The organism is Stappia sp. MMSF_3263, assembly GCF_030733745.1.
Lineage (GTDB): Bacteria > Pseudomonadota > Alphaproteobacteria > Rhizobiales > Stappiaceae > Stappia.
In genome coordinates this window covers 119,097-136,308 of sequence record NZ_JASHIK010000002.1, presented here as the reverse complement: position 1 = coordinate 136,308, position 17,212 = coordinate 119,097, and the positions used below count along the sequence as shown (strand labels likewise).

Sequence of the window (17,212 nt, the reverse complement as noted above, 5' to 3'; positions counted from 1 at the left end):
GGTTCGGGACGAGCGGCGCCCCGAACGGCGGGGAAATCCGCAACAATGACCGGAACGGACAGAATGACTTCATCGATTTGCAAGGGCCTGGCCTGGCTCGGCGTTCTCCTCCTGGCCTCCGCCGGAACGGTTGCGACGGCAAAGGCGGATGCCTGGTCGGAGAAGAAATGCGCGCTTTACGGCGACGCGTGGAACAAAGTGCTCGAGTGGCGGGGCGGCGAAGGTCTCGGCCAGGATTTCGTTGAGGGCAACAAGCTCTTCATCGCTGGCGGCTGCTTGACGCCAGCAAGCGTCTGCCCGAAAAGCGCCGCTGAATTCGAGGTCGCCGACATGCTGTCGATGATGGCGGTTTCGCAAGGCATCACCGGATCGTTCCTGCCCTTCGGCTGCAAGGGTTGAGCCCCGACGGCATGTCCCTTCACGGAACACGCAGGGGTTGAAGTCTCGCCGCTTTTTTCCGACCATCCCGCCACCTGGACCCGGTCCGGATACGCCAGGGCAAGGAGAGGCGATGCTGATCAAACGCGCGGTTCTGGAAGGGATCAGGGCAGGGGAGATCACCCTGCAATTCCGACGCTGGAAGCGCCGGACGGTCTCGCCCGGCGGTACGTTGCGCACCGCCGTCGGCGTCCTCAGCATCGGCGCGATTGGTCCTGTCGACGAGGCGGCACTTTCCGATGTCGACGCACGCATGGCCGGTTTTGCCGACGCACAGGCGCTGCGCATCTGGCTCGCCGGAGGTGGAAAGGACGGCACCCTGGAGCGGATCGAGATCGCCTGGAGGGGCGAGGATCCGCGCGCCGCCCTGCGCGATGAGGACGCCCTTTCCGCCGAAGCGCTGGCCGACATTGCCGGACGGCTCGATGCCATTGATGCGCGTTCGCGGGACGGTGCCTGGACCGCGCGCGCCATGGGCCTCATCGCCGCGCGTCCGGCTATCGCGGCGGCGGAACTGGCGGCCGAGATGGGCCTGGAAAAACCCGTCTTCAAGGCCCGCATCCGCCGCCTCAAGGATCTCGGCCTCACGGAAAGCCTGAAGATCGGATACCGCCTTTCGGCGCGCGGCGAACAAGTGCATTCGTTTCGACTCAAGCGATGATCGATGGGCGCCTACCGGGTCAGGACGCGGGCGTCCCGTCCTCCGCCGCATAGGCCGAAAGGAAGATGCGGACGCATTCCCGGGCATGGCGGTTCCGTGTCGCGCTGTCGGGGATGGCGTTGTCGCCCAGCAGCATCGCGGCGTTGACCGGCCCGCCCATCACCAGCCAGTTGAAGTGGGTTGCCGCCTCGTGCGGCTCCGGGATGGCGGCATGCCCCGCCTCGCGGTAGACCTCGAAGGCACGGGCAAGCCGCGCGATCGAACGCCCCGGCCCACGTTCGTGCAACATCCGGCCGAGCTCGGGAAACCGCCCGACCTCGCCGATCACCAGCCGCCGCAACCGCATCAGGCGGGGGGTTAGGACGATCTCGAGTTGCCGTTGCGCGAAGTCCAGCAGGAAATCCGCCAGAGGACGGTCCATTTCGGGATCGGCAACCTGCTCGGCCAGCCTGTCGCCGGCGCCGCCGGTCATGCCGCCGACCACCTCGAGAAACAGCGCTTCCTTGCTCTGCAGATGCGCATAGACCGTCTGTTTCGAGACGCCGGCCATCTCGGACACCTGGTCCATGCTGGCGCCGAGAAAGCCATGTTCGAGAAACACTGCCTCGCCAGCGTCCAGGATCGCCCTGCGGGTCCGTTCCACGCGGGCCTTGCCGCCGGCACTCATCCTGGTTTCAACATTCGCGCTTGCGCCTCCGGGGTCAGGCGTCCGGTCAAAGGACGCTCCCGGCGATCCTAGCACGGCGGTGTTGACCAATCAAACTGGACTGTCTAGTCTAGTTATAGATCGGGAGATGCGCGATGAGTGAAGCAAGGCCGCAGGCACGGGCCGTCAATTGCAGGTGCGGGGCGGTGGCGCTGGAGGTGACGGGGTCGCCCATCATCACCACCGCCTGCCAGTGCTCCAGTTGCCGGAAGGCTGGCCGGCTGCTCGAGGCACTCCCGGGAGCGGCTCCCGTCCTGGATGCCGAGGGCGGCACGCCCTGCATGCTCTACAGGAAGGACCGCGTGCGCTGCGAACGCGGCGCGGTGCATCTTCGCGAGCATCGCCTCGATCCGGGCTCGCCGACGCGCCGTGTCGTGGCAACCTGTTGCAACACGGCGATGTTTCTCGATTTCACCAAGGGACACTGGCTGACGATCTATCGTGACCGGGTCGAGAATGCGGGGGCGGGCGAGAGCGGGCACCGGCGGTCGTCCCTGGCATTTGTCCTGAGACTGCTGGCGGCGTGGGCGGCGATGGGCTTCCGCACACCGGAAATCACTTTTGTCGGAGGACGTCTCAATGGCGCTGAAAGCTGAAAAGATCGAGATCGAGAACTTCACCTCGCCCGGGCACGTTGTCCGGGTGGACAAGGCCAAGTACGAGGCGATGCGGGACGCCCTTCTGGCGGTCCTGCCCGCCGCCTCGCCGGGCGTGACCGTGGCGCAGGCCAAGGAAAAGCTGTTGCCGCTGCTGCCGCAGGAGCTTTTCCCCGGTGGAGAGAAGGCCGGCTGGTGGCTGAAGGCGGCACAACTTGATCTCGAGGCGAAAGGCCGGATCAGGCGCGAGGCGACAAAGCCGCTGCGCCTGCATCTGGCCGGCTAGGCAAGGCACGGACCGCCGCTCCGGCCGCTCCGTTCATGATGTCCGCCGCAGGACAGGGCGCGCGAAGGCGATGCCGATGGCAAGCATCATGAGGCCGCCGGCGACGCCGAACACCAACCGCATCCCGCTGCCCGCCGCCACGGGCGACGCCGTGGTGACATCGTCGGTGCCCACGCCAATGGCGAAGACGGCCCCCATCGCGGACGCGCCAAGGATGAGGCCGATATTGCGCGACAGGCTCAAAAGGCCCGAAACCACGCCGCGCCGGTCTCCCGCGACATCAGTCATGACCGCCGTGTTGTTCGCGGCCTGAAAGAGCTGATACCCCGGCGTCAGGACGGCAATGGCCATCATGTAGCCGGCAACGCCGAGCAGGCCCGGCAGCACCGACAGGGAAAACGCCCCGGTGGCGAGCAGCCCCAGCCCGGCACCGAGCACGGGCCGCGCGCCCCACGCATCGACCGCCCGCCCGGACGGGAGGCCGCTGAGGATCGAGATCGCCGGACCGACCGACATGATCAGGCCGACGGTCATCTCGCCCAAGCCCAGTCCGAGGCCGAGATAGAACGGGCCGACGACCAGCGTCGTCATCATCACCGCCGCCACCAGGACGTTGACCAGCAGGGCCGGCGCCAGGCCCGGCCACAGGCCGGGTTCGCCAAGACCGAGGCCGGTGGCAGGGCCTTCCGGCCGGTCGGCATCCGGGGGCAGAGACACGGACGCCAGCACTATGGTCGCCGCGGCAACCGGCACCTGAACGAGGAAGATGCCGGGCCAACCCGTTGCCGACACGAGAAAGCCGCCGAGCGAGGGGCCAAGGGCTGTGCCGATGGCGGACACCGTGCCCAGCAGGCCCATGGCCTGCCCCATTCGATCGGGAGCCGCGCTCTGGCGCACAAGCGCGATGGTCAGCGTCATCAGGAAGGCGGCGGCGACGCCCTGAAGAGCCCGGGCGGCGATCAGCAACCCGAGATCCGGCGCGAGCCCACAGAGCAGCGAGGCCAGGCAAAACAGTCCAAGGCCGGCAAGATGCATGCGCCGCAGCCCGAAAATGTCGCCAAGCCGCCCCGCGACGACGACGGAAACAGTCAGTGCGGCCAGATAGGCGACGACGACCCACTGGACCTCATGGAAACGCGCCGAGAAGGCCTCCGCAAGCGCGGGCAGGGCGATATTGGCAATGCTCGTCCCTAGGGACGCGAGCAGCATCGAGAGAGCGAGCACCGCCAGGCTTGCCCGGCGGGCGGCGGCGGATGCGGGCGGGGTTGCGGGATTCATATGCGGGGCTCCTCTTGCCTGAAACGCGTTGAGAGGGCAGGCTACGAATTCAAGTCGACTTGAGGTCAAGCATGAAATTTCTCGACATCGGCGAGGTCGCCGAACGCAGCGGCATGCGCCCTTCGGCGCTGCGCTATTACGAGGAGATCGGACTGATTTCCTCCATCGCCCGCAGCGGCCTGCGGCGCCAGTTTCCGCCGGAAGTCCTGTTGCAGCTCAAGCTGATCGCGATGGGAAAGTCGGCCGGCTTTTCCCTCGACGAGATATCGGGAATGTTCGGCCGCAACGGCGCGCCGGACCTGCCGCGCGCATTTTTGCATGAAAAGGCGGACGAACTGGACCGTCAGATCGGCGAACTCGCTGCGCTGCGCGACACGCTGCGTCACGTCGCCGATTGCCCCGCGCCGTCCCACATGGAATGCCCGACCTTCCGTCGTCTCGTCGATGCGGCCGGGCGGCGGCGGTCGGGACGCTCAACTCCAAAGCGGTGACGAGCATCGCGGTGGCCTTGATCCCGGCGGCCTCGTCCCTTCAGCTTCCGCGTGGACTGTGGTTGCAGATCACTCAGGCCGCAGGTGAAGCGGGCTTCTGCGCGCGCCTCAACGAGTCCGGCCGGCCGCAGGCCTCCAGTATTTGGTGAGCGTGACGACAGGAGCGTCGACAGGGAGGAAAGTCTCGGCCACAAACAAGGGGACGAAGGTCCGGCCGACGTTGAATGTTGGCGGGGCGCCGATCGGAACGGAGCAAAGGCCCAGCTGAGACAGCCATGTAACATTATCTCGTCTATATCGCGTTCGCGATGCTTGTCTGCTGCATGTACTCGGCCAAAATCGCTTCAGTCGGCATAACAATGCCGATGGTCTTTCTTGCCATCGGCGTGGTGGTTGGTACAGGCGGCGCGACGCTGGATCTGGAGGCGGCCACGACCTTCCACCATCTGGCCGAGGTCACGCTGGCCCTGCTGCTTTTTGCCGATGCCACAACCCTGCACCGGAAGACGCTGAAGCAGATCGGCCAGCGGACACGGCGGATGCTGCTCATCGGACTGCCGCTTGCCATCGTCATCGGGGCTGCGATCAATCTGGTCCTGTTGCCGCACTGGCCATTCTGGGAAGCCTGCCTGCTGGCCGCGCTTCTCTCGCCGACGTCCACCAATGAGCGGCTCTTCTACGGCTGGTTCGGACCGCGAGGCCTGGCGACGGCGCTTTTCGCGGTGTTCGTGGCCATGGACTTCGAAGGGGTTCGAATGATCAACGAAATCATCGTGATCGCCATTGCTGCGGTCCTGATTTCCGCCTTCGTGCATGGCATCACCGTGAAATATGCTTCCGAACTCTTCCGGCTCGGCAAGTGATCATCAGGAACGCTGACTAGATAAACGCTATCAGGCACGCTAGGACGATTGCCGCGCCCATTGCGACATTCATGACGCGCTCCGCCGCAGGGCGGAGCACTATCCGGCCAAGGCTGGCGCCCAGGGCCAGCCACGCGAAGTCCACCACGATCATGACGGCGACGCAGAGCGTCCATTTGGCCAGGGTGTCACTCGTCCCGAGGGCTGGCTGGAGGACAACGAAAGATCCGAACAGCGATGCAAATGCCAGGTAGGCCTTGGGGTTTGCAACACCCAGGACGAAGCCGGTCAGGATGCTCGGCTTGACCGCGCGGTCGGCGTCGCCGATTTCGCCGGCAACCGGGGCGCTGGCGATCTGCCAGGCCAGCCAAACCAGATAGCAGATCGACACTGCCGAGAGCACCGTGCGCGCCGCCGGGAAGGCTTCCAGCGTACTCGCCAGACCGAGGGCGCTGAACCCGGCGGCCAGCGCAAGGCCGACCTGCATCGCGGCGAGAAACCGGAAGCCGCCGGTCAGGCCGCTGGTTTTGCCGACCGCGACCAATGCGGTGATGCCGGGTCCGGGAGAGCCCAGCAGTGCAACGCTTGCCAGAGTGAAGGCGAAAATCGATTCCATAAGATATTGTCCATATAAAGATATCTTTATGTTGTTATCATAAAAAATCGGGCTTGCAAGAGGCTGTGTGAGACGGTGGAACCGGGTGCCCTGGCTGAAACAGGTCTTTCTCGCGAGGACGCTTTTCGACCGCATGGGCGGAAAGGAACAGGCGGCGCGAACGGCTCCTGTTAAAGCCACCGGCAAACCGGAGTGAGCAAGCCCGGAAGCGATTGCAAGTCAGCCGTAGGGAAGGGGTATAAGCCCGCATTCCGGGGATCATCGGATGCGCAATCTGGCCGAGAGAGGCTTCAACAAGCTCAAGCAATTCAGGGCCGTCGCGCCACGACACGAATAAAATCCCGGCAACTACATGGCAGGCGTCAAATTCGCCTCGGCACGCAACGGAATCAGACTAAGCGAGCCCGCTGCCTGGTTCGCCTACTCGCTGGTGATTTTCGATTTAAGCCGATCCACGGACCGGGCCGTCGCCTCAAGGTTGCCGGCCCAAAGGTCCAGAAGGTCAACGGTGCGCGGCACCGCCCTCGACCGGCTTGCACGGCACCCATCGGACACCGCGCGCGGCTGGGCCTGCTTCATGATCGGCGTGGCCGAGATGCCGCTCGTCAAAAGGCTCGCGGCCATCTGTCCCTATGCGGGCGATCCGCATTTCGGGGTGCGGGAGTGGTCCTGGATGACGGTACGTCCGCATCTTGCCGCCGAGCTTGCAAGCGCCATCGCGCTGCTCGGCGAATGGACCGGGGCGCCTTCGGAGCGTGTCCGCCGTTTCGCTTCGCGCGGATCCTGCCGCCTATGTGCAGAACTCGGTCGGCAACTGGCTGAACGATGCCGGCAAGGACCGGCCCGACCGGGTCAAGGCCCTGTGCGCCCGCTGGTCTGCCGAAAGCCCGACGCCGGAGACGGCGCGCATCTGCAAGCGCGCCTTGCGTTTGATCAAACCCGCCTCCCGACACTGAACCGGATGCAATCCATCGTGACTCACTATCTCGCCGAACTCTACACGCCGAAGCCCGCCTGGCTGGCGCTGACTGACACCGAACGCCAGCAGTTCTTCGCCGCCATCGGCGCGGCCATGCCAGCCTTGTCGGCCCTCGGCGTGGAAGCCCTTGCCCTTGGCAAGGTCGACCAGACCAAAGCGCACGCCGCGCCGCAGACATTCTTTGCCGTATGGCGCTGCCCCAACGACGCGGCGCTCGAGGCACTGGTCGACGGCATCGCGCAATCGGGCTGGCATGACTATTTCGAGACGATCAACGCGGGCGGAGAAGCAACCGACCTGGCTGGTCATCTCGCGCAGCTTGGCGAAGCCACCCGGCAGCAAGCAGGACAGAAAACCGTATCGTCGGATGGACAGCGTTGACCGTTCTGTCCACGGGGCACGGAGCCGCTTTTTCACCCTCCACTCCACATAGAATGGAAGGAGTAGGCCTGGAATGAATCAGGAAGGCGACCAGCGATCGGCGTCGGAAAAGCGAGCGATCTGGCAAAACCTGGGCAGCACCTGACAATGAGCGCGCTGGCGGGCCGAAGCCGACGAAACAGAGAACTACATCTACGCTATAGCCCTCTAAAATGATCCCCATATCTTCTATTCTGCATCCGTTTCGGCCGCCCGCGATCGATTTGAGCGATCCCGAAGCAGGGGTCGTTTAGAGCTGCGACCGCTAGTCGGACGATAAGCCCTCGATGAAGATTCTAATTTGCTCGGTGCTGACCGGCGGATCATTCCGCCGAGCGAGCCATTCATCTGGCAGGCCGGCGATGGCGCGGAAGCGCGCATAGAAATCGCGCCGTCGATCGGGATCGAGCGCCGCAAGGGCTTGCTTGGCTTGTTGTGAAAGGCGCCGTGGAGCCCAGAAGTGCCCGCGACCGTTTATAATAACCACCAGTGAGCGATGCGTGAACCCGCTGGTGTCCCCGCCGCGCCCGCTCGACTTTCCCTTATGATACTTCTGAAGCTTGAGCGCGACAACGAGGTTTCGTTCGGTTGAGTCCAGCAGTGACAGCAACGGTTCGCTCTTGGCGAATAGTCGGTAACCGGTCTTGCTCCATGCGTGTTCGCCCCGTCCACCCTCAGCGCCCCAAGCTTCTGCGCGAAAGGCTGTTGTCCCGTCGATCAACCATCGGCGGACGACAGGATCGTCCGGCTTTGTCCCCATCCGTTCTTGGGTGAACGTCGATGGGAATGGCCTATCGAGAGCTGTGGTGGTAGCATAAGGATCATGGCGATCCAGCTGGCGCTCAGTGTTGGGGGTTTCCGCGACCCACGGCCGAACAGTATGACCGTCGCGGCCGAAATGACGACCGATCTCGTCTTCATCGTGAGGTAACCACCGAAAGAACGGTTCGTCAGACAGCAGCGCCATTGTCGTCGATCGAGCATCAATTGCGTTTGCCATTACGCTGCGAACTGTGACCGTCGTGTCGTGGCCAATCGACCATACCCCCGAAACCGGAATCCAATCCGCTGTAACACTACGGTCATCGATACCTAGCAAGGGGGCCAGCAACTGAATATCCTCGCGCGCCGTACTGCCATTGCTGCTCTCCGGCATAGGCATATCCGCCTCCTTGGTGAGATCGAGCGGAAATGGGTCAGTAAGATCGGCAAGCCACAGGCCATCGTCGCGAGACAGCCGATATTCCTTAAGGAACGCCGTCCAAGCGTCGCCACTCCAGTCCTCACCCACGACAGGACGCGCAGCCACCAGATCGCCGGCAACAAGCATGAGCGCATGCCAGCCGAGATATCCTCCATATCGGTCCCGGTTCGGAACATAGCCTGATGACCAAGTTTCATCGTAGCTGCTGCTACGCGGGCAATCATGCATTGCCCGCACGGCGGCGTCCCAACGACGCACCCAGGCACCGATCCGGTCTTCCACTTCCCAGCCAGGGCAAGCGAAGACATGACACAGGCGCTCGACATGATATTTATTGAAGTCGTAGTCGAGGTGGAAGGTGTCGTCCCGTCGTGGCGAAGAATCCGGCCGGGGAATATAACGGAACTCGGTGTAATCCGACCGAGGAGCGTGGGGATAGGGCGACAGGTTCGCCGGGGCAAGCATGGCTGTCAATGCATCGCGCTCGTCGGATGCGAGTGTTTGGGTTATCTCAAGCAGTATATCAATTGCGAAGGCACGCATCACTACATGCGGGAACTCAGCGGAGAGGGCGATCCGTTCAAAAAACGCACGTCGAGAGATCAGTGCGTCCACAGAATCTTTTGCCACGCGTGCGAGCGCGATTAACAGCCAGAGCTGTGCATGCATGGAGTAAAAGGGGAGCTTTGCATCACTAAAAGGTAGGCCCGAGCCAGACTCAAAACTCTCGATCAGCCTTTCAATAACATCGAAGCGCCTAATTTCAGCCACACGCCGCACTGCATGCGCAGCGCGCCAGCGCATTGCCGCAATGGGATGACCGAGTCTCGACCACAGGAGCTCCGCCACCAAGGTGGCCTCCTCGCCCGGAACAGCCAAACGTGCGTCCCAAGGTCCGTCGCCAACTTCAGTAGGTAACTTCTCGCCGGTGTTCGCCAAGAACCTCTCAAGGCCGTCCGCGATAGCGCTGTCGCTAGCATCAGCGGCAAGCCTAGCGGCCAGCGCCAGCCATGCATTCCCGCCAAGACCATCTGCGCTCGCGCGAAGACCGGCAACCACATGTTCGACAAGTGCGACACGATTGGCTCGAAAATATCGCTCAAGCCCCCGCCAGCCACCCCATGCATCAGTGCTGGAACCCGCGAGCTCTGTGGCATGTTTTGACGCCAGCCGGAGCCCAAGCTCCGGTAACGCATCGCGCATAGCCGCCGACGAAGCGCTCCAGTCTTCTAGATAATCGTCCAGCGCTCGGACTTTGTCGGCAAGCGTCGCGGCGCTCGCTTCGACGACCGCGCGGACGAAGCCGAGACGATCTGCGGGCGAGGTCGTCCGCTTCCCCAGTTCAAGCAGTGTCCGAAGCGGCCATCGCCGTCCAGTGTGGTCAATTTCCTCGCTCAGTATTTGCCGATCAATCTCATCTGGATTGCTCAGGTCAATCGGGAAAACCACCGGAAGTTCAGTGCTGATTATCGGCCTATCCGGCGGTAGCTGCTCCGATTTCGGTCCGAGTCTAGCGAGCAGTCCCTCGATCCGCATCCGAGCCGGCGAGGTAGCGGGGAGATTTTGCTTGGCGAGACGATGTAACCCTTCGATCGTCTCTCGCGCGGGAGACAGCTGATCGTCGCGATCAATCTCGACGATCAGCAGGTTGAACAACCATTCTCTTCGCTCCTGAGGCAGACGGCCGACAGCTTCCGACGCGAAATCAGAAATGTGCCAGGTCCACGTTTCGATCGGAGCAGCTAGGCCGAACAGTGCGACCGCGACCTCAGCCGACAGCTTGGAGTTGCGGATGAGGACTGTGAGCGCAGGACCGAGGGACAGGCCAAGACGTGCGGCATCACGATCATCCAGCCGTGCCAGCATCGCCAACGTTGCACTACCGGCAATCGGCACCATCGTCTGCGCGTATTCGATCCAAGGAAACCGGTCATCCTCATTCTGATTCAACTCAAGAATGCGCGCGAGGGTGTGCGCGGCCTCAGGCGACAGCTCCGGGCCAGAATAGTGCCCAGTCAATTCCAGAAGGTGATTGGTGCGATCGAAATCGTCCGAACCAATTGCTTCGGCTAAGTCGAGCGCGCGACGGAAGTACGCTGCGGCCTCGTCGGTACTCACTCGCCACAGCGCGCGCGCAAGGCCGCCATAGGCGGTGACCCTAGATCCGACATCAGTATCCAGCTGAATCTTCCGCTCGACGTGGCTGGCGAGCAGGAGCGCGGCATCGTGGCAATGCGGGATACGAGAGAGCCGAGCCACAGCGTCAGTCAGTTCTGGAGCGAACAAGCCCGGGGCATTCGCCGCCCATTCGGCCATACGCGTTGCAAGAACTGCGTCGAACGCTCCCAACGCGTCGGCGAGATAGAAAAGCACGCGGAAACCTGTTCGCGCGAGGTAAGCCTTCCCGTCTCGATACGGGTAGTTGGATGCTTCATCGACGTCGCTGACAAGACGGTCGAAAGCCGCGATCAGCATCTCGGTGCGCGTTGTTCCGCGCGGTGGGCGAATGATGTTAGCGGCGTCCTGCGCGTATTGCAGCAACGGCGTGACCCGGTTGCTGAGAACGCGCGAATATTCGGAGCGCTTCTCTTCATCAAGTCCATCGCGCCGTTTTCGCCGCCGCTGCTTTCCATCATACTTTGGTGCGGCCAGCTTCTGATTCAGCACGCGAACGAAGGCAGCTGCGCCGCGCGACCGCGCGCTTACGGGAGCCAATTCAATCAGTTCCGCCGGTGCAATGTCTATTAAAGTGACAGGCTTGCGCCGCAACGCAGCTCGCACGCCGGCAGCGAGCACGATCACATCGACCGTGCGGTCAATCGGATAGTAGCTCGAATAGTCATAGATCGTTTGGGCTTTGAGCGCTGCCCCGGCGAGGATAGCCGTCCCCTCTCGTTCCAAGCCGAGATCGGCCGCTCGGGCTGACGCCAGAACGCTGGCCATCGCCAAGTTCTTGTTGTTGTCGGTGATAGGCGGAGCAGCGGAAAGGGCGGTGATCATCCTGATCACATGGGAGGGGTCGCCGCCGGCGAATTGCAGCGCGGCTGCAAAGAGGGCCCGCGATGGAATTCGGCATCGCAATAGCCGTCTTGCGATACGCGTGGTCGGAGGGTGGGCAGAACGTTGGTGGCGCTCTAGAAGATCAAATAGGTCGTGAAATTTGGCGAACGCCGCACCGTCATCTCGGCGGGCGAAGAATTCGGCTACACGCACATCGTTGCCCGCGAGCATCTCGACATAGGCGAAGCCAACGTCGTCCCATTTTCGCGACGTGTTCGACTCGTTGAATCGCGCGCCACGTTTTGAGTGTGCCGACCAATTGTGCCAGTCGATCGACCGCCGGGCATGACGGCGAGCTTCGTCTCGATCGCCAGCGAACGCATTCGCCAATGCCAGCGCGGCGTGCTTGCCACCTGGCCAGCCAACATTGGTTGCAGAGAGACGCCGCAGCGCCTCGGGGTCACCTGCCGCTGCGGCGAGATCAGGATGCTCGTAGAGAAAACGGTCGGATCGTTCGTGGCCGGCGGCAACAAGCGATGCCTCCAGCAGTAGGCGCAAAAGATCGTCGCGCCGGCCAAGCTCTCCCGCCAACGCGATAGCGGCCGTGATCCGAGCTAACCGGATGTCGCGCGTGCTGACTTGTGACGCCCCGCTGGGAACGCGCAGGTCGTAAGCCAGCCGAATGAGCTGATCCGCATCGCGCAGCGATGTAAGCAGCGCCGGCAACGCTCGGGCTGCATAGTTTGAAGTAAGCTGGCGTTCCTGAAGAGCGGCAATAACTCGATCTCGGCCCACTTGCCTCGTGCCATAGGTAGATCGGATCAGAGTTTCGGTAGGCTCATCGCGGAACATCAGACCATGGGGTGTTCGCTCCAGCAAGGGAGCGAGATCAGCGGCGAAACTCTCGACCTGCTCGGCGATCAATCCATGCGCTGCGGCGAGTTCTTCGATTGGTACCGGCGGCGCCAGCAGGGCAATGCCGGTGAGCAGAAGATCGATGTCCCGATCTGTGGCACCGCGAGCGCGCGCCGTACTGCGCGCTTCTTCAAGACGCTTGCGGAGAAGCGCATCGAGCAGATCGTGTGGCTCGCTAGGGTTGTCGGGGAAGGACACTGGATCGAAGGGGCGTCCACTCGAAATCAGATTGTCTAGGCAGCGTGGATTGCGGCCGGATCGCATGAGTAACGCAGCGACTTCAGCGGCTGAGGCGTCCGGTACTCGGCGTGCGATAAGAGTACGTGCCTCAGTGTCAGTGAACAATGGAACTGAGAAAGAGCGATGCGAGCTGTCGCCGGTTGCCAACGCGAGCCGCTCGGTGCGGCACGATGCAACGATACGAACACCATCAATCGGATCGATACTGATGCTGCGCAGGAGAAGATGGGCGAATGATGACGTGGCGGTTTCCTGTGCGGCAAGACCAGCGTGGTCGATGGCATCTAGAACCAGCGACAGACATGCGTCGCTGCGCGTGTTCCGAGCCGTTGTGACAGACTGGGCCAACCGCCTCCGAAATGCCCTCAGCAAGCTGGTTACGTCAGCGACGGGCAGGAGAATATCGCAAAGTCCTTGCCCGGATAGGAGATTGGCAATGTGAACCAATGTCCGCTCCGGGAGATGCCGGCCGTCAGCAGGGTCCCGCCATCGCCCTGCGCCGAACCCGTCGAAGAGTACTACGGGTCCGTCAGCGCGCAACTGGTCGGTCATGCCCTGCATCAACACCGTTTTGCCCATTCCACCTGCCGCATGGACCACGAGGGGAAAACCAACCTCACGGGCAAGGATTGTGATGTCGTCGAGAACCGCGCGCTGCACGACTTCCTTGACCTCGGAAAATGCATCAGGGGTCGGATACAGGCGATCCTCGTGCTCGACTTCCAACTCAGCCAGGACTGCTACCCGATCAACACGCTTATCTGTTTCGCTGCCGGGGCCGGCCTTAATCCTGATAAGATTCCGCAGCTTGAGCAGGCGCTTCTCCGCATCTGGATCACTGGGTTCGCTCCATGCAGCTAGGGTCGCGGAAATCGTGCGCTCCGCGTCGATCAAGCTCCCTTTGCTGCCCATCAAATCTAGCCGACGCAGCAACTCGGCAGCAGGATGCGGGTAGTCCTTCAGAGCTTGCGCGATTCGGGCTGCTTGGCGCCCCTTATCACCATCTTCTTCGGTATCCGCGATCACTGCTGCAATCGCCGGACCTAAATTGTCGTGGATGGGCCGGTTTGTTGAAAATTCATACCTGACCACTTTGTCGACATGGTCATCGCCGTGCATCGCTCGAAGCTCGGCGTCGGTTGCGGCGAATTTGGTGAGCGTAGAAGCAAGGTCTGCGGCTCGAACTGATGTGTCGGCGCTGGCGATCGAGTATTTGAACTGAACGATCGTGACTCGGTGCGCCCGGGCAACGTCGGTTCCGCCGTGGTATCGGACAAGATCAGCGATCTCGACCGCACCGGTTCCCAGCTCTTGCTCGTCTCGTTCATCAAAGCCTTCGAGCGTGATGGCGGTGAGGTCGGTCGACGGCAGAAGAAGCTCAAGCGCTGTACGCGCTGCCCAAGCTTCATGATAAGCATGACCAGCCTTGGAGGCTCGTACCTTGTCTATTGCTATCGGTGTGACGCTCGGGTCTTTGTCATCATTCATGATCGGCTTGATTCACGTCATTTTACCAGTTTTATTGTCCCGCACACCACGCCATGACACCACCGAAAAATTCCGGCCCATCAAGAGCGATGAGGCACGCAACACGCTTACCTGTTGCTACCTTGCCTAGCAGAAGCGCAGCGGGCCTGTGGAGTACCATCGGCGGTTATACTGGTAGGGCTATCGTGCTTGGCTGGGCGTGTGAGAACTCCTCTCCGCACGCCAATCGCCTCGCGGTAATCTATCAGATTGATAATAAAGAAAATAACCGTTCAATTTGTGCGGCAATCGGCGGTGTTTGGCGGATGGGGTGGGATTCGAACCCACGGTACGGTCTCCCGCACGGCGGTTTTCAAGACCGCTGCCTTAAACCACTCGGCCACCCATCCTGCGCGATCCCGTTTCGCCTTGCCACGCCTTCTTGTCAAGCGGCAAGGGGGAGATGCTGTGGGAGAGGGCGGGTTCGCGCCGCGCAAACGAAAGCCGCCGATCCGGAAGGTCGAGGCAGGGACCGGATCGGCGGCAGCGCCGTTTGATCGGCGTCCGGCGCGGGGGCACGCGCCATGTCCTTGTTGTAGCGTAGCCCCTGCAGACGTTGTGTGACCGGCGTCACACAAGTGCGTGCCGGGCGCAAATCCGGATATCCGAGAACGGTTTGCGGGTCGCGGCGGCCTTCCGGCGATCCGCTTGCCAGAAAAGCCCACGTCTCGTTCGCCCTGATCCGCTTCGCCTGCATTCCCGTAATCATGGTTGGAGAGAGCCGGGGCGGCGCCAGACAGCCGCTCGCCCAGCAATCGATATCCGGGAGACAAGGCATGACCAGGCAGTTCTCAGCATGTGCGGCAGTGTTCGCGATGGTGGCCTGCGCGGCCACCGCAACAGTCGCGCAGGCACGCACGCCATTGTCAGAACGCGAAATCCTGCAAACCGTCGCCGGCAAGCGCATCTACCTCAAGACGCCGCTCGGCGGCGAGTTCCCGCTCTACTACAAGTCCAACGGTCGCGTGAACGGGTCGGGCGATGCCGTCGGCCTTGGCCGCTTCATGCAACCCAAGGACCAGGGCAAATGGTGGGTGAGGGGCGATCGTCTCTGCCAGAAATGGCAGAGCTGGTACGACGGCAAGCAGTTCTGCTTCACCCTGTCGAAGGGGGAGGGCGACATGCTGTTCTGGAAACGCGACGACGGCCTGTCGGGGCGCGCCAGAATCGGGAACTGAACCAGAACCGCCCAGCAAGGCCATCAGGGTTCGAATGATCCGGGAACTGCGGCCCTTTTGCTACAGGTCGGTGGAAAAGCGGTATTCTTGCGCGGTCAGCTTATCGACCCTGTCTTCACCTTGCAGTAAGAGACGCTGTGGTACTCGTGTCGCGATGCGCCATTTGGGGGGCGGCATCGTGAAAACGGGTCCGACCGGCGTGCACTGCCGAGGAACAGATCCCGTCATCGCGGGATGCGGTCACTGAGGGCCGCCCGATGCGATGAATGCGGGGCGGGCAGTGTCCGGACATGTCGGACCGGCGGAAAGGATTTCCGCCGGCAGGTGACATGAGGAACGCGAGTTGTTGTGAAAACTCCCGGACGCATGCGGGACAGGTTTCACGGCTCCGGAATCCGCCGGTTCAGGTATCGAGTAGGGCGGCAGCATGACGAACGACAAGGCACTGGCGGACAACCGCCGGAACTTGAGCGCAAACCCCAGGATTTCCCGTCACATGACACCCTTGCCGGGTGCGGGTGGACTGTCGCGACTGGCGACGCCCCGTACGCTTGCGTTCGTGACGGTCTCCACCCTCTGCCTGGCGCTGGCCGGCTGCGGTTCCGCGCCGAAAAGCGGTGGCAAGGTCAAGTTCAGCGAAGAGAAATACGGCGTCGCGGCAAGCCCGCGCATGGTCGATGGCGGGAAACCGGTGCCCAAGGGCGGTGGCCGCTACATGGTCGGCAAGCCCTACAAGGTCGCCGGCAAATGGTACCGACCGAAGCTCGACCCGAACTACCAGTCAGAGGGGCTGGCATCCTGGTACGGCCCGACATTCCACGGCCGCATGACCGCCAATGGCGAGATCTTCGACCGCAACGCGCTGACAGCGGCGCACACGACGATGCCCCTGCCGTCCTACGCCCGGGTGACCAACGTCAAGAACGGCCGTTCCCTGATCGTGCGCGTCAACGACCGCGGGCCGTTCCACGGCAATCGCACCATCGACCTTTCCGAGCGCGTCGCGACCATGCTCGACTACAAGAGCAAGGGCGTTGCGAAGGTGAAGGTCGAATATGTCGGCCGAGCGCCCCTGCACGGCAAGGACGAGGCCTTCCTTATGGCCTCCTATCGCGGTCCGGGCGCCGTCGAGCCGGGCGCGACCATGCCGGGCACCATGCTCGCCATGGCAGATCCGCAACCCTCGGTCCCCGTCGCGATCGGTCCGGCACCCGTGCCGCGCAATCGCCCCTACGGCCCGGTTGTCGCGGGATCGGGCGATTTCGGCCGCATGGTCACGGCCGCTTTCGATCCGGCAACCGCCTTCGAGGCAAGCGCCGCGACGGTGCGGGTCGCCTCGCTCAATACCTTCTCCGCTCCCGCGCCGGATATGCCCGCCGCCCAGCCCGCGCTCGGCTATGACGAGAGCGGAACGGGGCAGGGCGACGGTCCGCTCAGCCTTACGGGCGAGCGCGAAACGGCACCCGGTCCGGCCTATCTCGGTCAACCGAGCACGTTCGCACGCGGATCGGCGATCTCCTCCTACCATGCAACGGCCCGGATCGAGGCTGCCTACAGCGCCTTCGACGCGATCTCCGGCGGGGTCGCCCCGCGTGATCTTGCCCGCACACCGCGCTGAAACAGTTCGGCAATCGGCAAATAGCCGGTAGGCGTACCCACTCCAAGACGGTATGTTTCGCCCCTGCGCCGTAAGGCGCGGGGAGCGCGCCGGCCATTTTCGCCGGCAAGGCAGTGACGGCGACAGGAGCAGGACGCATGACGGCGCATGCCGGGGCAGGGGCGATGCCGCACGCAAACCCGCCGCACGCACACAT

The 17,212-nt window shown here is 62.9% G+C and carries 13 protein-coding genes and 1 tRNA gene; 9 read left to right on the top strand and 5 right to left on the bottom strand.

Going from position 1 to position 17,212, the window contains the following annotated elements:
* The first annotated feature begins 63 nt into the window (after nucleotides 1–63).
* Entirely contained in the window at nucleotides 64–399 is a 336-nt protein-coding gene (locus tag RBB46_RS03450; protein ID WP_306027482.1) for a hypothetical protein, read from the top strand.
* A 112-nt stretch (nucleotides 400–511) separates the two neighbouring features.
* Nucleotides 512–1,099 (top strand): ASCH domain-containing protein, encoded by a 588-nt coding sequence (locus RBB46_RS03445; RefSeq protein ID WP_306027481.1) that lies wholly within the window; start codon nucleotides 512–514, stop codon nucleotides 1,097–1,099.
* Between the two features lie 19 nt (nucleotides 1,100–1,118).
* On the opposite strand, the gene RBB46_RS03440 is transcribed toward RBB46_RS03445, so the two are convergent.
* Nucleotides 1,119–1,766, bottom strand: a complete 648-nt coding sequence (locus RBB46_RS03440; RefSeq protein WP_306027480.1) for a TetR/AcrR family transcriptional regulator — start codon at nucleotides 1,764–1,766, stop codon at nucleotides 1,119–1,121.
* Nucleotides 1,767–1,900: 134 nt separating this feature from the next.
* Between RBB46_RS03440 and RBB46_RS03435 the strand changes: the two genes are divergently transcribed.
* Together RBB46_RS03435 and RBB46_RS03430 are read left to right on the top strand one after the other, a co-directional pair.
* On the top strand, nucleotides 1,901–2,401 hold the full coding sequence (locus RBB46_RS03435) for a GFA family protein (RefSeq protein WP_306027479.1): 501 nt from the start codon (nucleotides 1,901–1,903) through the stop codon (nucleotides 2,399–2,401).
* A complete protein-coding gene (locus tag RBB46_RS03430) occupies nucleotides 2,385–2,687 on the top strand; it encodes a hypothetical protein (protein WP_306027477.1) in 303 nt (100 codons plus the stop codon). The genes RBB46_RS03435 and RBB46_RS03430 overlap by 17 nt, the downstream gene beginning before the upstream one ends.
* Before the next feature lie 33 nt (nucleotides 2,688–2,720).
* Here RBB46_RS03430 and RBB46_RS03425 read toward each other — a convergent pair whose 3' ends face one another.
* Complete coding sequence (locus RBB46_RS03425; RefSeq protein WP_306027476.1) at nucleotides 2,721–3,965, bottom strand: MFS transporter; 1,245 nt, start codon at nucleotides 3,963–3,965, stop codon at nucleotides 2,721–2,723.
* Nucleotides 3,966–4,036: 71 nt separating this feature from the next.
* On the opposite strand from RBB46_RS03425, the gene RBB46_RS03420 reads away from it, so the two are divergent.
* Both RBB46_RS03420 and RBB46_RS03415 read left to right on the top strand, forming a co-directional pair.
* Nucleotides 4,037–4,456: a helix-turn-helix domain-containing protein gene (locus RBB46_RS03420; RefSeq protein ID WP_306027475.1), complete on the top strand. Its 420-nt coding sequence runs from the start codon at nucleotides 4,037–4,039 to the stop codon at nucleotides 4,454–4,456.
* 296 nt (nucleotides 4,457–4,752) lie between these two features.
* Nucleotides 4,753–5,319, top strand: coding sequence for a cation:proton antiporter (locus RBB46_RS03415; RefSeq protein ID WP_306027716.1), 567 nt, complete (start codon nucleotides 4,753–4,755; stop codon nucleotides 5,317–5,319).
* A gap of 16 nt (nucleotides 5,320–5,335) precedes the next feature.
* Here RBB46_RS03415 and RBB46_RS03410 read toward each other — a convergent pair whose 3' ends face one another.
* A complete protein-coding gene (locus RBB46_RS03410) occupies nucleotides 5,336–5,935 on the bottom strand; it encodes a LysE family translocator (protein ID WP_306027474.1) in 600 nt (199 codons plus the stop codon).
* A 973-nt stretch (nucleotides 5,936–6,908) separates the two neighbouring features.
* Here RBB46_RS03410 and RBB46_RS03400 point away from each other — a divergent pair.
* Nucleotides 6,909–7,295 carry a DUF6616 family protein gene (locus RBB46_RS03400; protein WP_306027715.1) on the top strand — a complete coding sequence of 129 codons (387 nt, stop codon included), beginning with the start codon at nucleotides 6,909–6,911 and terminating at the stop codon, nucleotides 7,293–7,295.
* A gap of 304 nt (nucleotides 7,296–7,599) precedes the next feature.
* Here RBB46_RS03400 and RBB46_RS03395 read toward each other — a convergent pair whose 3' ends face one another.
* Both RBB46_RS03395 and RBB46_RS03390 read right to left on the bottom strand, forming a co-directional pair.
* Nucleotides 7,600–14,181 (bottom strand): hypothetical protein, encoded by a 6,582-nt coding sequence (locus tag RBB46_RS03395; RefSeq protein WP_306027473.1) that lies wholly within the window; start codon nucleotides 14,179–14,181, stop codon nucleotides 7,600–7,602.
* A 299-nt stretch (nucleotides 14,182–14,480) separates the two neighbouring features.
* Nucleotides 14,481–14,570: transfer RNA gene (locus tag RBB46_RS03390), tRNA-Ser, on the bottom strand.
* Between the two features lie 426 nt (nucleotides 14,571–14,996).
* Here RBB46_RS03390 and RBB46_RS03385 point away from each other — a divergent pair.
* A complete protein-coding gene (locus tag RBB46_RS03385) occupies nucleotides 14,997–15,398 on the top strand; it encodes a hypothetical protein (RefSeq protein WP_306027471.1) in 402 nt (133 codons plus the stop codon).
* Between the two features lie 496 nt (nucleotides 15,399–15,894).
* A complete protein-coding gene (locus tag RBB46_RS03380) occupies nucleotides 15,895–17,016 on the top strand; it encodes a septal ring lytic transglycosylase RlpA family protein (protein WP_306027469.1) in 1,122 nt (373 codons plus the stop codon).
* Nucleotides 17,017–17,212: the final 196 nt, after the last annotated feature.

Excerpts from the sequence above, each read along its gene's own strand:
- RBB46_RS03420 (WP_306027475.1), top strand. The coding sequence starts at position 4,037 with ATGAAATTTCTCGACATCGGCGAGGTCGCCGAACGCAGCGGCATGCGC.
- RBB46_RS03395 (WP_306027473.1), bottom strand. The coding sequence starts at position 14,181 with ATGAATGATGACAAAGACCCGAGCGTCACACCGATAGCAATAGACAAG.
- RBB46_RS03445 (WP_306027481.1), top strand. The coding sequence starts at position 512 with ATGCTGATCAAACGCGCGGTTCTGGAAGGGATCAGGGCAGGGGAGATC.
- RBB46_RS03385 (WP_306027471.1), top strand. The coding sequence starts at position 14,997 with ATGACCAGGCAGTTCTCAGCATGTGCGGCAGTGTTCGCGATGGTGGCC.
- RBB46_RS03410 (WP_306027474.1), bottom strand. The coding sequence starts at position 5,935 with ATGGAATCGATTTTCGCCTTCACTCTGGCAAGCGTTGCACTGCTGGGC.
- RBB46_RS03425 (WP_306027476.1), bottom strand. The coding sequence starts at position 3,965 with ATGAATCCCGCAACCCCGCCCGCATCCGCCGCCGCCCGCCGGGCAAGC.
- RBB46_RS03440 (WP_306027480.1), bottom strand. The coding sequence starts at position 1,766 with ATGAGTGCCGGCGGCAAGGCCCGCGTGGAACGGACCCGCAGGGCGATC.
- RBB46_RS03430 (WP_306027477.1), top strand. The coding sequence starts at position 2,385 with ATGGCGCTGAAAGCTGAAAAGATCGAGATCGAGAACTTCACCTCGCCC.
- RBB46_RS03450 (WP_306027482.1), top strand. The coding sequence starts at position 64 with ATGACTTCATCGATTTGCAAGGGCCTGGCCTGGCTCGGCGTTCTCCTC.
- RBB46_RS03380 (WP_306027469.1), top strand. The coding sequence starts at position 15,895 with ATGACACCCTTGCCGGGTGCGGGTGGACTGTCGCGACTGGCGACGCCC.
- RBB46_RS03435 (WP_306027479.1), top strand. The coding sequence starts at position 1,901 with ATGAGTGAAGCAAGGCCGCAGGCACGGGCCGTCAATTGCAGGTGCGGG.